At 72.8% G+C, this 16,288-nt stretch carries 6 protein-coding genes; 3 read left to right on the top strand and 3 right to left on the bottom strand.

Annotated features, from left to right (window positions below):
- Positions 1 to 2,776 precede the first annotated feature (2,776 nt).
- On the top strand, positions 2,777 to 4,198 hold the full coding sequence (locus V2W30_RS08185) for a CitMHS family transporter (protein ID WP_338694872.1): 1,422 nt from the start codon (positions 2,777 to 2,779) through the stop codon (positions 4,196 to 4,198).
- 8 nt (positions 4,199 to 4,206) lie between these two features.
- Positions 4,207 to 5,478 (top strand): MFS transporter, encoded by a 1,272-nt coding sequence (locus V2W30_RS08180; RefSeq protein WP_338703529.1) that lies wholly within the window; start codon positions 4,207 to 4,209, stop codon positions 5,476 to 5,478.
- A 370-nt stretch (positions 5,479 to 5,848) separates the two neighbouring features.
- Here the strand turns inward: V2W30_RS08180 and V2W30_RS08175 are convergent, their stop codons facing one another.
- The 3 genes from V2W30_RS08175 to V2W30_RS08165 form a co-directional block, all read right to left on the bottom strand.
- Positions 5,849 to 8,995: an ATP-binding protein gene (locus tag V2W30_RS08175; protein ID WP_338694870.1), complete on the bottom strand. Its 3,147-nt coding sequence runs from the start codon at positions 8,993 to 8,995 to the stop codon at positions 5,849 to 5,851.
- A 238-nt stretch (positions 8,996 to 9,233) separates the two neighbouring features.
- A complete protein-coding gene (locus tag V2W30_RS08170; protein WP_338694868.1) occupies positions 9,234 to 12,143 on the bottom strand; it encodes a VCBS repeat-containing protein in 2,910 nt (969 codons plus the stop codon).
- Positions 12,144 to 12,145: 2 nt separating this feature from the next.
- Positions 12,146 to 14,713, bottom strand: coding sequence for a S8 family serine peptidase (locus tag V2W30_RS08165; protein ID WP_338694866.1), 2,568 nt, complete (start codon positions 14,711 to 14,713; stop codon positions 12,146 to 12,148).
- 179 nt (positions 14,714 to 14,892) lie between these two features.
- On the opposite strand from V2W30_RS08165, the gene V2W30_RS08160 reads away from it, so the two are divergent.
- Entirely contained in the window at positions 14,893 to 16,281 is a 1,389-nt protein-coding gene (locus tag V2W30_RS08160; RefSeq protein ID WP_338694864.1) for an aldehyde dehydrogenase family protein, read from the top strand.
- Positions 16,282 to 16,288: the final 7 nt, after the last annotated feature.

Here is a 16,288-nt window from a genome sequence, read left to right as displayed (position 1 = left end):
GCTGGCCGGACCAGGTCGTGGTGCGGGGGGACGCCGCCATGCTGGACGCCGCCACCTTGCGCTTCGCCGACGGCACGCTGCTCGGCTACTCCCTGGGGAACGGGAACACGGCTCCCCGGCTGTCCCGGCGGTCCCGGCGCGCCCTGGACGACTACGACCGGGACATCCAGCGGGAACTCGACACCCAGCGTTCGTCGGAGTGCGTGATGTGGCAGCGCGGGGACCGCGACGCGCCACGCGTCACCGTGATCGCCGCCGCGCCCGCGTTCGGGACGGTGTGCGGCTTCGCCGACGGGGGCCTGGGACGCGCGGAGCCGGACCAGCCGACCGGCCATGCCACCCGCGTCGGCCTCCTCGGCCTCGTCACCGGACACGCCTCCGGCCGTCTCGCCGTCACCGCGAGCCTCGGCGACGACACCGTACGGCTCACCTCCCTCTCCACCGGGAAGCCGGTCCGCACCCTCCTCGCCGGTGAGGCCCCCGTCTCCCTCGCCGTGCACCGCGCCGGCCGGCAGTGGATCGTCGCCGTCGCCACCGCAGAGGGCCGACTGCACCGGATCGACCTCGACAGCGGCCGGCCCATCGGGCTGCCTCTGCGCATCGACCGCAGCCCGGGTGTGCGCGTCGCGGCCTTCGATCTCGGCACGCTGCCCTGCGTCTCGGTGCAGGGCGACCTGTACGGGCTCCAGCTGTACGACCTCGTCACCGGCGACCGGGTCGGCGGCCAGAGCAGGTACCACGAGGCGGCGGCCGTCTGCACGGTCGACGGCACCGTGTGCGTCGGCGGCAGCGACGGCATCGTACGGATCTGGCCCACTCCGCGCGCCGCCGACTCCACGCAGGTCACCGGGCACCAGGGCGCCCGGATCCTGGCGGTGGGCCCGGTGCGACGTCCCGACGGGCGCCGGGCCCTGGTCAGCGTCGGCGAGGACCACGCGGTGCGCTGCTGGGACGCGGCGGACTCGCGGGAGATCTGGCGGCGCGACGTCCCCCGCCCCTGGCCCTGGCAGGTGCCGCTGCTGTCCTGCGCCGCGGTGGGGCGACTGACCGGGCAACGCGACGCGGTCGTGACCGGCGAGCACGGCGGCCGGGTCCGCGTCCTCGTCCTGGACCGCGGACTGCCCGTCGCGGAACAGGAGTTCACCGTCACCGGCATCGTCACGGCCGTCACCACCGGTCGGGTCAGGGGCCGTGACGTCGTGGCCGTCGCGACCGCCACCGGCCGGATCGCCTGCTGGGACGTGACCCATGGGCGGATGTACGCGCTGGGTCCCGCACCCGCAGACCCCGCCTGGGCGACGGCGCTCGGTCTCGGACCGGACACCGGGCAGCTCTTCGTCGGCTTCGACGACGGCCGCGTACAGGAGTGGACGCTGCCCACGTTCCGGCCCGTCGGAGCACCCCGGCCCGTGCATCACGGTGCGGTCCAGGCCGTCCGCTTCCTCGCCGGGCAGGCCGTCAGCGGCGGCAACGACCACCGGCTCGTCGCCCTGGACGGCAGCTGGGAGCGCCGGCTGCCCGAGGCCGTGGCCTCGTTGGGCGACGCCGACGACGGGCTGCTGTGCGGCACCGGGGCGGGTGAGGTGTGGCGGCTGACCCGTACCGGCGCGGAGCTGGAACTCACCGAGGCCCTCGACACGGTGTCGTCGGTGACGACCGCCGCCTGGTCCGTACGGGACTTCGGCGCGGACGTCGTCGTCGGCGCCACGAACGGGCTCGTCCAGGTGCGCGCGGGAGCCGACGGCGCACTGCGGCACCGGCTGCGGCCCCTGACGGACGGCCCCGTCGACTCGGTGGTCGCCCTCGACTGGCCGGTGCCGGGCAGACGACCGCGCCCACTCGTCCTGGCCCGGTGCGGCTCCGGTGTCCTGGAGTACTGGGACCTGGCGGAGCGGCCCGCACCGCGCGAGAGCGGCCGACCGCTGCGCACGCCGGTGCCGCACTGCGGCCGCGAGGGCGAACCCGTCTGGCTGCGGACGCTGCCCGAACAGGAGCCGGGCGCCGGGCAGTCGGCGCACTCGCTCACCGTGTGGAACGCGCGGGGCCGCGCACGGCTCGCGGTGCACGACGTGGCACGCGGCCCCGTCTTCGACGAGCCCTGCTTCGACCCGGGCACCGACCCCGACTTCTACCCGGCGGACATCCTGCGGTGCGGGGACCGCACCCTCTACGCGGTGCCGACCCGGCGACGCGGCCTCTTCGTGCTCGACGGAGCGACCGGGGCCAGGGTGCGGGTGCTGACGGGCGGGGTGCGGGCGGTGGCCGCCGTGCCGGGCGCCGCGGGGGCCGAACTCCTGCTCGTCGGCGTCGAGGAGACCCTCCTCCTGCCGCTCGCCCCGCTGGTCGAGGCCCTCGACCGGTCGGCCGCGGGGGGCGTCCGGCCGTGGAAACGGGCGGCGAGCGAGGAACCACAGCCCGTCCACCGGCACCGCGCCGTGCTCCCCGGGGTCCGGCACGCGACGGTCCTGGCCGGCGCGGACCGGTACGCCGTCGCCCTCGGACGCACCCTCGTCGTGGCCGGGAGCAGGGACGGCCGGGTCCGCACGACCGTCGACCTGCCCTCCGTCTGCACCGCCCTCGCCGCGGGCCCCACCGGTGAGCTCGCCGTGGGCACCCGTAACGGTGTCGTGCTCTTCGACCGCCTGTGACCTGGAGTTTTGCTCTTATTGCTCACGTGTCAACATCTTGTTAACGCGATCCGACGGGCCCTAACGTCTCGCTGACCGCCACCCCCGGGCGGCAGTTCGATGGCGAACGAACGTTAGGGACCCCCTCCATGTTGACCCTCCTCGGTTTCACCATGATCGCGACCTTCCTGGTCCTGATCATGATGAAGAAGGTGTCGCCCATCGCGGCGCTCGTGCTCATCCCCGCACTGTTCTGCGTCCTGGTGGGCAAGGGCGCCCACCTCGGTGACTACGTCATCGCGGGCATCGGCGACCTCGCGCCCACCGCCGCGATGCTGATGTTCGCGATCGTCTACTTCGGCGTGATGATCGACGTCGGCCTGTTCGACCCGATCGTGCGCGGCATCCTGAAGTTCGCGAAGGCCGACCCGGTCCGCATCGTCGTCGGCACCGCCGTGCTTGCCGCGATCGTCTCCCTGGACGGCGACGGCTCCACCACCTTCATGATCACCGTCTCGGCGATGTACCCGCTGTACAAGCGCCTGAAGATGAGCCTCGTCGTCATGACCGGGGTCGCCGCGACCGCCAACGGCGTCATGAACACGCTGCCCTGGGGCGGCCCCACCGCCCGCGCGGCCACCGCGCTCAAGCTCGACGCCAGTGACATCTTCGTGCCGATGATCCCGGCCCTCGCGGTCGGACTCGTCTTCGTCTTCGCGCTCGCCTACGTCCTCGGCCGCCGCGAGCGCACCCGCCTCGGCCACCTGTCGATCGACGAGGTCACCGAGGAGGCCACCGAGACGGCCGACGAGAAGGTCCTGGTCGGCGCCGGCAACGGCGCGCGCAAGGGCACCGGCGGCGGCGACCACGCAGGCTCCGCGAACGCCGCCGCGAGCGCACCCTCGTACGAGAACGAGGACGGCGAGACCTTCACCGGACTCGACCCGCGCCGCGCCACCCTGCGCCCCAAGCTGTACTGGTTCAACGCACTGCTCACCGTCGTGCTCCTGACCGCCATGATCATGGAGCTGCTGCCGATCCCGGTCCTCTTCATGCTCGGCGCCGCGCTCGCCCTCACCGTCAACTTCCCGCACATGCCCGACCAGCGGGCCCGGATCGGCGCGCACGCCGAGAACGTCCTCAACGTCGCGGGCATGGTCTTCGCCGCCGCCGTCTTCACCGGCGTCCTCCAGGGCACCGGCATGGTCGACCACATGGCGAAGTGGGTGGTGGGCGGCATCCCCGACTGGATGGGCCCGCACATGGCCCTGGTCACCGGCGTCCTGTCCATCCCGTTCACGTACTTCATGTCCAACGACGGCTTCTACTTCGGCATCCTGCCGGTCCTCTCCGAGGCGGGCGCCGCGCACGGCGTCTCCTCCCTGGAGATCGCCCGCGCCTCCCTCGTCGGCCAGCCGCTGCACATGTCGAGCCCGCTCGTCCCGGCCGTGTACGTCCTCGTCGGCATGGCCAAGGTCGAGTTCGGCGACCACACCCGGTTCACCGTGAAATGGGCGGCGCTGACCGCGCTGGTCGTGCTCGGTGCGGGCCTGCTGTTCGGAATCGTGTGACCGACCGAATGAGCCGCACCTGGCTTCTGCGCCTCGTCATCGCCTTCAGCTTCGCGCAGGGGGCGGTGTCGATGGCGCGGCCCGCCGTCTCGTACCGGGCGCTCGCGCTCGGCGCGGACGAGCGGGCCGTCGGTGTGATCGCGGGCGTCTACGCGCTGCTGCCACTGTTCGCCGCGGTTCCGCTGGGGCGGCGGACCGATCACGGGCGATGCGCGCCCCTGCTGCCGCTCGGGGTCGTGCTCATCTCCGGCGGCTGCGCCCTGAGCGGCCTCGCCGACTCCCTCGTGTGGATGGCCGCGTGGAGCGGCGTGATGGGCCTCGGCCACCTCTGCTTCGTCATCGGCGCCCAGTCGATCGTGGCCCGGCAGTCCGCGCCCGACGAACAGGACCGCAACTTCGGCCACTTCACGATCGGTGCCTCGCTCGGCCAGCTCGTCGGCCCCATCGCCGCGGGTGCGGTGATCGGCGGCCCCGACATGGCGGGCACCAGCGCCCTCGCGCTGCTCGTCTCGGCGGCCGTGTCCGCGGTCTCCCTCACCTCGCTCTGGCGCATCGAGTCCCGCTCCACGGCGGCGGGTCCGCGCGCGGCGGCGCCGTCGGCACGGGTCCCCGTCCACCGCATCCTGCGCACCCGCGGCGTCCCCGGCGGCATCTTCATCAGCCTCGCCGTGCTGTCCGCCACGGACATCCTCACGGCGTACCTGCCGGTCGTCGGCGAACACCGCGGCATCGCCCCGTCCGTCGTCGGCATCCTGCTGAGCCTGCGCGCGGGCGCCACGATCGCCTGCCGCCTCGTGATGACCCCGCTCATCAACTGGCTCGGCCGCGCCCTCCTGATCACGACGACCTGCCTGCTGGCGGCGGTGCTCTGCGCGGGCATCGCGCTGCCCGTACCCGTCTGGGCGTTGGGCGTGATGCTGGTGCTGCTCGGCTTCTGCCTGGGGGTGGGCCAGCCGCTGTCGATGACGACGGTCGTGCAGGCGGCGCCGCCGGACGCCCGCTCCACGGCCCTGGCCCTGCGCCTCACCGGCAACCGCCTCGGCCAGGTGGCGGCGCCCGCGTCGGCGGGTCTGATCGCGGGCGTGGCGGGGACGGCGGCGCCGTTCGTGATGCTGGGCGGTCTGCTCCTGGCGGCAGCGGGCCTCGGCGCCCGAGCCGGCCGCACGCCCCGGCCGGTCGAACGCGAGGGGCACAAGAGGCACGAGAGGTCTACGGGGCATGAGAGGCCAACGGGGCACGAGAGGTCTCAGGGGCATGGGGAGCCTGTGAGGCCGGAGTGATCAGAGTGATCTAGGGGATCTGGGGGATCTGAGGGTCTTGACGGACCTGACGGTCCCGATGGACCTGACGGTCCCGGCGGACCTGACGGTCCCGGCGGACCTGATGGACCCGGCGGACCTGACGGTCCCGGCGGACCTGACGGTCCCGGCGGACCTGACGGTCCCGGCGGACCCGGCGGTCCCGGCGGACCCGACGGTCTCGGTGGGGCCGATGGACCTGATGGTCCCGACAGTCTCGGAGTCTCGGTGGGGCCGACGGCCCCGACGGCCCCGACGGTCTCGACGGCCCCGAGGGTCTCGACGGTCGAGACGGCCCCGATCGACCCGACGGTCTAGACGGCCCCCATGGCCCCGCCCGAGTCCTCCGGGATCAGCCCCCGCGCAGCCCCCGCCGCAACTCCGCGACCCGCCGCAGCCCCGCAGGATAGGGCAGCGCGGTCGCCACCCGTTCCGCCTCCGCGAGCGCGGCCTCCGCCTCGGGCCCCTCCGAAGCCGCCGCCAGGACGACCCGCGCCTCCACTTCCGCGAGCCGCTCACCCGTACCCCGCGTCCGTGCCACCTCCGCGGCGGCGCCCCGCAGGGCCGCCTCGCGGTCGCCGGCCAGCAGGTCCGCCCAGGCCTGGAGCGTGGGCGCCACCGCGTCGCCGAGCGCGTCCCGCACCTCCGCGGGGCGGCCCGCGTGCAGGGCGAGTTCGGCGCGGGCCGTGCGGACCTCGAAGCGGGCCTGCCGGTCGTCGTGCGCGGCGGCGGCCCGCTCCGCGCGGTCGAGCAGGGAGGTCAGGTCCGCCGCGGGGCCGTCCCGCAGCAGGACCCGCGCCAGCGCGGCCAGCGCGTACGGCAGGCACCACGCGCTGTCCGGCTCGGAGCCCGCCACCGCCGCCTCGGCGAACTCCCGCGCCTGCTCGAACTCCTCCAGGAGCAGATGGAGTTCGGCCAGGTTGGCCCGCTCGAACGCGGCGGCCGTGGGGTCACCGGACTGTTCGGCGAGGGCCAGGGCGCGCCGCCCGGAGCCGACGGCCTCGCGCAGCCGGCCGCCGCGCCGCGCGTTCTCCCGCAGCGTCGACAGGACGCCGCCGAGCAGCGTCGGGTCCCCGTACGCCTCGGCCGGGGCGAGGGCTCGGTCGGCCGCTTCCCTGGCCTCGCCGAACCGGCCCGCGAGCCCGAGGTTGCCCGCCTGCTGGGCGTACGCGCGCGCCACCAGGCCGTGCCCCGCCGCACCGGCGACCCGCCGCGCCGCGTCGAGCGCGGCGCGGGCGGCCGCGCTGCCCGCGTCGTACCGGCCGCGCACGAAGTCGGTGACCGCGCGGGCGAGATGGTGGGTGGCGGTCGGCTCGGGCGCGGTCCGCGCGGTGGGCGGGTGGTCGCGCAGCACGGCGAGGGCGGCTTCCGGGGAGCGCGTCTTGACGAGCGTCTCGGCGAGCTGCGCCGCCGCGAGCACGGTGTCGTCGTGATCGCCGCGCCGCTGGAACTCGGCCAGCGCCGCGCGGAGCGCCTGCGCCGCCTGCCCGAAGTGGCCCATCCGGCGCAGGACCTGGGCGTGCGCGAGCCGGGCGCGCGCCGCGTCCACGTCGAGCCGGGCGACCAGGTCGCGGTAGTAGCGGTCGGCGGTGTCGTTGGCGTAGAGGGCGGCGGCGCGTTCGGCGGCCCGGCGCAGATACTCGGCGGCCCGCGGGTCGTCGGCGCGCGCGAAGTGCGAGGCGAGCGCGTCCACGGCGTCGGGGCGGCGGCGCAGCACGGCCTGCGCGAACGCGGCGTGCAGCTGCCTGCGGCGTACGGCGGTGAGCTGGTCGTAGCAGGTGAGGCGGACCAGCGGATGCCGGAAGGCGAGCCCGGACTCGGGGCGTCCGTCGACGACGACCTGCCGTTCCTCCACGAGTGAGGCGCCGATGGCCCGTTCCAGGGCGTCGGCGGCCGAGGCTCCGTCGAGGGCGGGCCGCAGCCCGTGCGCGGCGACGTCGAGCAGCTCGGACAGGGCGGCCTCGCTGCCGGCGGCGGACAGCGCCTCGACGACCCGCCGCGTGTCCGGATCGAGCCGCCCGAGCCGCTCGGCCACCAACTCCCGTACGCCGTCGGGGGCGTCGCCCTCGGCCGGGGTGCGGGCCAGCTCCACGGCGAACAGCGGATTGCCGAGGGACAGCTCCCACACCCGGTCCCCGGCGCCGCCGACGTCCCGGGCGACGGCGAGGCACGCCTCCCGGTCCAGCCGCGCCAACTCCTCCCGCACGGCGAGCCGGTGCCGGACCAGTGAGGTCAGGCCCGCGCGGCGCGGATCGCCGTCGGGGAGTTCCTCCTCGCGCCATGTCACGAGGAACCGCAGCGGGGCCCCCGTGGCCGCGGTCCGTCGCGCCAGATGGCTGAGCAGTTGGAAGGAGCCCGTGTCGGCCGCGTGCAGATCGTCCAGGACCACCAGCACGGGCTGGACGGACGCCAGTTCGCCGAGCAGCGCGGCCGTGGCGCGGAACAGCCGGTCCCGCTCCTCCTCCGGGCTGCGCCCGCCGCCTCCGCCGGAGCGCCCCAACGACGGCAGGAACGCGGCCAGTTCGGGATGCTCGGCACCGACCCTGGCCCGCTCGCCCGCGTCCCGTTCGGCCAGCCAGCCGTCGAGGGCCTCCGCGAACGCCCCGTACGGTGTGTGTCCCTCGGCGTCGTGCCCGCCGCCCCACAGCACGGCCGCCCCTGACCCGGCCGCCTGCCGCGCGGCCTCGCCGACCAGGCGCGTCTTGCCGATGCCCGCCTCGCCCGCGAGCAGCCTGACCGGGGGCCCGTCCGTCGCGAGCAGCCGGCGCAGAACGTTGTCACGGCCACGGAGCGGGGACGCCACGGGGGCCCGCAGCGGTGCGGGAAGCGAGGGCGCCGAGGGGAGCGGAGCGGGTTCCGCCGCGAGCGCCGCCCGGTGCAGTTCCTCCGTGTCGGGACTCGGCCGCACGCCCAGCTCGGCGTCCAGCGCCTCCCGGCACACGTGGTACTGCCGCACCGCGCGCCGCCGCAGCCCCTGGCGTATGTACGCGTCGATGAGGATCTGGTGGGCGGCCTCCTCGGCGGGGCTGGCCGTCAGGATCTGCTCGGCCACGGCCACGGCCTCCTGCGCCGCGCCACGCTCCAGGTGGGCGACGGCGAGCCCGAGCAGCAGTTCCTCACGCAGCCCGGCGAGCCGGTCGCGGCGCGGCTGCGCCCAGGTCGCGTACCGGTCCTCGGGGAGCAGTTCCCCGGCGAACTCGTTCAGGGCGGCGGCGAGGCGGTCCGGGTCACCGGAGGCCAGCGCGTCGGTCGCCGCGGCCTCCGCCTGGTCGGCGTCGATCCACACCGTCGCCGGATCGAGCCGCAGCATCGCCCCGTCGGATATCAGGTAGGACGACGCGGCGCGCGGCGCGAGTTCGGGTTCCAGGGCGCGGCGCGCGGCGTGCAGGGCGACGCGCAGCGAGCCGGTCGCCGACTGCTGGTCGGCGTCCGGCCAGCAGATGTCCATGGCCTGCTCGCGGTGGAGCTGGTGGTCCGGCACCACGGCGAGCAGCTTCACCAGGGTCCGGGCGCTCGGCCGTGTCCAACGTCCGGCGGGCGCGGGCCCATTGTCACGTGTCGCCGCGAAACCGCCGAAAAGGTGCAGGCGCAGCAGGGGAGTGGCTGAAATCGTGCGGTGTGGCTGCTGCTCGTTCATGAGGGCGCAACTCTAACCGAGCATGCTGAGAACCCCCTGGGCCAGGCCCAGGGGGTTCTCAGGTTCTCCAGTTCTCGGGTGACCTACCGCAGGGGCGGAGTCAGGAGAGCTTGTACGTCGACATCTGGTGGATGCCGTCGTCGACGGAGAGAAGGCCGCCGCCCAGCTGCTCGGCCATCCGGTGGATGCCGAAGTGGTCGTAGGCGAGCGAGATCATCTCGTCGGTGCCGTCGCCGTCGAGGTCGGCGGCGATGTAGTTGTGGCCGCCCATGAGCGAGGCGCTGCCGATGGAGGACTGGAACACGTTGCCATTGTTCAGCTGCGAGATGTCGTACGCGGCCAGGCCGGCCTCGGTGCTGCCGGCGAACAGTTTGCGGCCGCCCGGGCCGTTGACGATCTCGGCGTTGCGCAGCGGCGCGATCACCGAGGCGTACGTGTCCTCCTTGCCCTCGCCCGCGTAGCCCTTCATCGTGCCGAAGCTGAGCTGGTACAGCTCGTTGCTCTGGTCGTCGGTGAAGTAGTTGCCGTGCGACCAGGGGCTGCCGCTGATGGCCTGACGGATCAGCTCACCGGTGCGTCCGTCCCGGATCTCGGTCACGACCCTCGGGGAGGCGGTGTCGAGGTCACCGGCCGTCGTCGGGTCGGCCTTGATGATCCAGGTGTAGACGACCGCGTGGCCGTCCGCGTACGGGATCTTCGGCGAGGCGAAGACGCCGTTGACCAGGACCGCGCCGTGCAGCTTGCCGTCGGCCGCGCGCTCCGGGGCCTTCGGGTCGGCGGTCCACTGCACGGCGCCCTTGCCGTTCAGGGCGACCCCGTTGACGACGGCGTCGGACTTGTTGATCGCGCCGAGGCCGGAGTACTGCGTGTACACCTGCCCGTCGGAGACCACCGTGTCGGAGAAGACCACGTCACCGGCGGTGGCCGGCGCGGCGTACGACCACAGCTGGGAGCCGCTCGCGTCGTACACGCGCAGCGCGTCGGTCGGGACGAGGATCTCGGCCTTGCCGTCGTCGTTCACGTCGGCGACGGTGACCGAGCGGACGTAGGCGCCCCTGCCGTCGATCGTCGAGAGGACCTTGCCAGTCTTCCCGTCGAGGACGGCGGTGGCGTTGTCCGCGGCCACGGCGACGTCCTTGGTGCCGTCACCGTTCACGTCACCGGTCGCGATGTTGTGCACCTCGCCGGGGACGGTGGCCTTCCACAGTAGCTTCGGTTCGCCGCTGACCAGCGACGTGCCGGAGTACGCCCACACGCCGTGCGAGGAGCCGCCGACGACGACGTCCTTCTTGCCGTCGCCGTCGAAGTCGGCGGCCTTGCCGGTGTACAGGTCGCCCTGCATCGGCGTCAGGCTCTTCTGTCCCCCGTTGCCCAGGCTGTACTCGCGGATGTTCTGTTCCTGGTCGACGGTGCGGACGTAGTCGGAGCCGCCGGAGGAGAACACCTGCTGGTAGAACGGCGAGGAGCCGTAGCCGTCCTGGCGCCACTTGACCTTGCCACCGCTGGTGAACGCGGTCAGCGAGCCGTAGCGCACACCTCCGATGTTGCGCGCGTCGCCCATGTCGGTGTCGTCCTGGCCCGCCGCGTAGAGCAGACCGCCCTTGGTGACCAGGCTCCAGGTGTTGGCGCCGTTGCCGCTGTTCTCGGCGGAACGCTTGGTGGTGTACGTCCACTTGGCCGTCGAGCCGTCCGAGCCGTCCAAGACCCGGATCGTGCTGGAGGTGACAACGTACCCCGCGGAGTATGCGGACTCGCTGACCGCGATCTCGTTGCCGCCGCCGGACGCCGCGTCACCGACCGTGAGGGCGGTGGGCAGGACGTTGACGCGGCTGTCGAGCTCGGTGCGCTTGCCGTCGGCCAGGTCGTACGCGGCGATCTCGTATTGCACCGCGTCGGAGGTGTCCGCCTGCTCCAGGGCGACGACCCGGCTCCGGGACGCGTCCAGACGCAGCTGGCGGCCGTAGAAGGCGCTGTCCGTCTGCCACGTGACGGTGCCGTCGGCCGTGTCGAGGACGAGGGTGCGGCCGCGCGCGGCGTTCGTGGCGGACTTGCGCAGGTTCCAGACCGCGGCGACCTTGCCGCTGCCGGCGGACTCCAGGGCGCCCCAGCTGGCCTGGGCCGTACCGGCGTCGTAGGTCCACGTCGACGAGGGGGTCAGCTTGCCGTCGGCGGAGGAGAAGCGGATACCTGTGAGGGTGGCCGTCTCCGTCGCGGGCGCGTTCGAGTTCAGGCGCGGCGCGTTGGCGATGAGCAGCGTGCCGTCGACGACCTTGACGTTGGTGGCGTACGAGTACAGCTTAGACCAGACCGTCTTGCCCGTCCTGCCGTCGAGGACCGTCACGAAGGTGCCGGTGGACAGCGAGGAGCCGGGCGAGGTGAACGGCCGCGGCGTCGGCGACATGCCGACCTGCGCGGAGAAGACGATGTCCTTCGTTCCGTCACCGGTCAGGTCGGCGGTGTCGTAACCCTGGTCGGAGTAGGGCGAGGACGGGCTGACCGCGTTGTAGCCCATCACGATGCGCGCCGGGTACGGCTCGGTTCGCCAGACCTGCAGCGGCTTGACCTGCCAGTCCGTGTAGTACGAGGCGTTGGTGCGCGCCCAGGCGGTGGAGCCGTCGGCCTTGTGCAGCTGGATGTTGCCCAGGCTGTGCACGGTGAAGTAGCTGCCGTCGGAACCGGCCGGGACGGTCGCGGCAAGGCCGCGCACGGTCTCCATCTTGGACTTGTTGGTGAAGGAGACCGGCGTGTTCGCGGCGGTGGTGGCCTCGGTGGAGGAGGCCGCGCCGGAGCCGTCGGATTCGTCGGAGTCGTCGGCCTTGGCCGCGAACTGGTCCCCGTACACGTCGACGTTCACGTTGTCGGCGAGGGTCTTGGCCGCGTCGCTGCTCAGCGTCGTCGCTTCGGTCGAGAAGTCGTCGGCCAGCGCGTGCGGCGCCGCCGTCAGCGTCAGGCCCGCCGCGACCAGGGCGGAGGCGAGCGTCAGGGCCCGCCGCGAGGTGGTGGCTCTCATGATCACTTGGCTCCCTGCGCGATGCGGATCGCCGAACCGGCGCTCAGCACGGCCTGGTTGTACGAGTACTGGAGGGCGTCGCTGCCGGCCTGGTTCTCGATGCCGACCGTGGCCGAGGACCCCTTGCCCGCGACGGACTGGTACTGGAAGGTGATCGCGCCGGTGGCCTCGTCGAAGACGGCCTCGAAGGTGGCGCGGTCCGTGGTCCCGCTGAACAGGACGTTGTTCCAGACGACGGCGAACTTACGGCTGCCGGCGGTGCCGGTGGTGGCCGTCTGCACGCTGGACTTCTTGTCGAGGGCCAGGTCGTCCCAGAGCGGGGTGACGATGCCGTTCGGCTCGGTCGCGCTCGGCAGCGCCTCGTTGGCGTAGTCGCCGATGCGCGGCGAGAGGAAGTTGATCAGACCGTCGGTGGTGACCGCGGCGCTGGAGTACTTCACCCCGTACAGGGAGACCGGGAAGGGCAGCGAGATGGTCTTGGCGTCCTCGTCACCACTCAGGGCGACCTTGCTGGAGCCGGAGATCCAGGAGTAGGAGGCCGGGGCGCAGCTGTTGCCCGAGGCGTCGGTGCGGGCCGGGAGCCGGACAGTGCGGTTCTCGTCGCCGTCGACGGTCAGCGAACCGGTGGAGGTGCCGTTGCACAGAATCGGCTCGGCGGGCTTCACGTGCAGCGAGTACGTGCCCTCGGCGACCTTCGGCAGCGTGAACGTGCCGTCGGAGCCGGAGGTGACCGCCTGCAGCGGGGTGCCGTTGAGCTCGATGGTCGCCCCGGCGAGAGCCTTGCCGGTGACGTCGAGGACGGTGCCGGTGACGGCGTGCGACGGGGCGGCGCTCAGCGCGACGTCCTGGGTGAGCGGCGAGCCGGTGGTCAGCTCCACGCCCGAGAGGGTCTTCGGCTGGTAGCCGTAGCCCGTCAGCGTGAAGTCGTACGTGCCCGGGGGCAGCGTCAGACGGTAGGAGCCGTCGGTGCCGGTGGTGGCCGTACGGGTGCCGGTGGTGGCGTTCGAGGCCGTGACGGTGATGTTGTTCAGGGCCTTGCCGGTGTCCTTGTCCGTCACGGTGCCGGACACGTGCACGGCGGTGTGCGGGGCGGCGTCGACGGACGCGAGGATGTCGAGCTTGCCCTCGCCCCAGACGTTGTTCATGCCGGCGGTGCCGCCGCAGTGCGTGTCGTCGACGTCGCGGGCGCCCTCGTTCAGGAGCCGGCGGGTCTCGTCGATCTTGCCGACCAGCTCGGGGGCGGCCGACCACAGCAGCGCCACCGAGCCGGCGACGTGCGGCGTCGCCATCGACGTACCGTCGATGGTGTTGTAGGAGTCGGTCGGCCACGCCGAGGTGATGTCCTCGCCCGGCGCCGAGATGTTCGGCTTGGCCGAGCCGTCCACGGGGGAGGGCCCGAAGCCGGAGAAGTTCGCGATCGCGTCGGCGTTGTTGTACGCGCCGACGCCGTACGACGTGTCCTGCGCGCCGGGCGCGCGAGTGGTGGAGCAGGTCTTGCCGTCACCGTTGTTGCCGGCCGCGAACGCCTCGAAGATGCCCGCGGCGTTCCACGCCTGGACGATGTCCTGGTAGAACGTCGTGACGCCGCCACCCCACGAGTTGTTGACGATGTTCGGGGCGAGGTCCGGCCGCGGATTCTGACCGTTGTGGTCCGTCGGCGCCAGGATCCACTGACCGGCGGCGAGCGTGTCCTCGTCGAGGCACTCGCCCTTCGGTCCCGCGCATGCCTTGGCGGCCATCCACTTCGCCTTCGGCGCGACACCGATGCCGTTCTTGCCGACCATCGTGCCCATCGTGTGGGTGCCGTGGCCGTTGTCGTCGCACGGTGTGCTGGTGGTGGCGCAGGTGTCGGTCGCGTCGTAGAAGTTGTAGTCGTTCGTGAACGTGCCGTCGCCGTTGTTGCCGCGGTAGTTGGCGACAAGGTCCGGGTGGTCGTACTGCGCACCCGAGTCGACGCTGGCGACGACGACGCCCTCGCCGCGGTCCTGGTACTTGTCCCAGACCTGGTCGGCCTTGATGTCGGAGATGCCCCAGTCAGGGGTGGCGTCGCTGACGGCGTCGCCGGTGGCGGTCGTCCGCGCGTTCGTGACCTTGGTGTCGGACGTCTCGATGTCGTCGAGCCGGTACGTCTGCGACTTGACGAGCTCCTTGACGTCCGAGCGCTTCGCGAGCTGCTCGACGAGGTCCTTGTCGCCGGTGATCTGGACGGCGTTGGCGATCCAGTAGTCCTTGTGCCCGACCTTCTCCTTGTCGAGGAAGGCGGCGAGCGACTTCTGGCTGTCCTCGGCGGTCGTCTTCAGCGCCTGGTACGCGGCCTTCGCGGCCTTCGCGTGCGAGGACTGCTTCTTGGCGGTCGTCAGGTCGGCCTGGTCCTTGAGGACGACGAAGAACTTCGCTTCGCCACCCTTGGCGACGGCGCTGCTCAGCGCCGAGTCGATCTTCGCGGTGTCGGCCGTGGACGAGGCGTCGGCGGCGACGGCCGGCATCACGCCGGTCACCAGAGCGGTCGCGGTGAACGCGGCCGCCGCCCAAGAGGCGGATCTCCGCCGGGGCGGTCGGGGCAGGTGCATCGGGGGGCACTCCTCCGGGAACGGTACGGGGGAGTTCGCACGCTAGAAAGCCGCCGTTACTGAGGAATTACTGGCAGCGTGACAGGGGTCTCCAACGGGTCCCTGGCGCCCGAAAACTAACACCGCTAGTTTGGGGCGCAGGACGACCGGCAGGCAGTACCTCAGTACGGAGGAGACACATGAAGGCGCACGACGGGATGTACATCGGCGGAGAGTGGCGGGCCGCCGCGACCAGCGAGACGATCGCCGTCGTCAACCCGGTCGACGAGCAGGTCATCGGCCATGTCCCCGCGGGCAACGCCGAGGACGTCGACGCCGCGGTGCGCGCCGCCCGCGCCGCGTTCCCTGGCTGGGCCGCGACGCCGCCCGCCGAGCGCGCCGCCCGGATCGCCGCCCTGCGCGACGTGCTCGTGGCCCGCAAGGACGAGATCGCCGAGACGGTCACCGCGGAGCTGGGTGCGCCTCTGCCGTTCTCGCAGGCGGTGCACGCCGGCGTACCGATCCTGGTGGCGGGCTCGTACGCCGAACTCGCCGCCACGTACGCCTTCGAGGAGAAGGTCGGCAACTCCACCGTCTACTCCGAGCCGGTCGGCGTCGTCGGCGCCATCACGCCCTGGAACTACCCGCTCCACCAGATCGTCGCCAAGGTCGCCCCGGCGCTCGCCGCGGGGTGCACGGTCGTCCTCAAGCCGGCCGAGGACACCCCGCTGACCGCCCAGCTGTTCGCCGAGGCCGTCGAGGAGGCGGGCATCCCCGCCGGTGTGTTCAACCTCGTCACCGGCATCGGCGCGGTCGCGGGCCAGGCCCTGGCCGAGCACGCCGACGTCGACCTCGTCTCCTTCACCGGGTCCACCGCGGTCGGCCGGCAGATCGGCGCGACGGCGGGCGCCGCGGTCAAGCGCGTCGCCCTGGAGCTGGGCGGCAAGTCCGCGAACGTGATCCTGCCCTCCGCCGACCTCGCGAAGGCGGTGAGCGTCGGCGTCGCCAACGTCATGGGCAACTCCGGCCAGACGTGCAGCGCCTGGACCCGCATGCTCGTGCACACGGACCAGTACGACGAGGCCGTCGAGCTGGCGAAGGCCGCCGCCGCCAAGTACGGCGACCGCATCGGCCCGCTCGTCAACGCCAAGCAGCAGGCACGCGTGCGCGGCTACATCGAGAAGGGCACGGAGCAGGGCGCGCGGCTCGTCGCGGGCGGCACCGGAACCCCGCACGAGAAGGGCTACTTCGTCGCCCCGACCGTCTTCGCCGACGTCACCCCCGAGATGGCGATCGCCCAGGAGGAGATCTTCGGCCCCGTCGTCTCACTCATCCGTTACGAGGACGAGGACGACGCCCTGCGCATCGCCAACGGCACCGTGTACGGGCTCGCGGGCGCCGTGTGGGCGGCCGACGAGGCCGAGGCCGTCGCGTTCGCGCGCCGCATGGACACCGGCCAGGTCGACATCAACGGCGGCCGCTTCAACCCCCTCGCCCCGTTCGGCGGCTACAAGCAGTCGGGCGTCGGCCGCGAGCTCGGCGCACACGGCCTGAGCGAGTACCTCCAGACCAAGTCCCTCCAGTTCTAAGGGAGTT

It is taken from the genome of Streptomyces sp. Q6, assembly GCF_036967205.1.
Lineage (GTDB): Bacteria > Actinomycetota > Actinomycetes > Streptomycetales > Streptomycetaceae > Streptomyces > Streptomyces citrinus.
Note: the sequence above shows the minus strand (reverse complement) of the source record. Positions and strands in the feature narration are given on the sequence as shown.

Coding starts and splice junctions, on each gene's coding strand:
- V2W30_RS08170 (WP_338694868.1), bottom strand. CDS start 12,143: ATGAGAGCCACCACCTCGCGGCGGGCCCTGACGCTCGCCTCCGCCCTG.
- V2W30_RS08185 (WP_338694872.1), top strand. CDS start 2,777: ATGTTGACCCTCCTCGGTTTCACCATGATCGCGACCTTCCTGGTCCTG.
- V2W30_RS08160 (WP_338694864.1), top strand. CDS start 14,893: ATGAAGGCGCACGACGGGATGTACATCGGCGGAGAGTGGCGGGCCGCC.
- V2W30_RS08180 (WP_338703529.1), top strand. CDS start 4,207: ATGAGCCGCACCTGGCTTCTGCGCCTCGTCATCGCCTTCAGCTTCGCG.
- V2W30_RS08165 (WP_338694866.1), bottom strand. CDS start 14,713: ATGCACCTGCCCCGACCGCCCCGGCGGAGATCCGCCTCTTGGGCGGCG.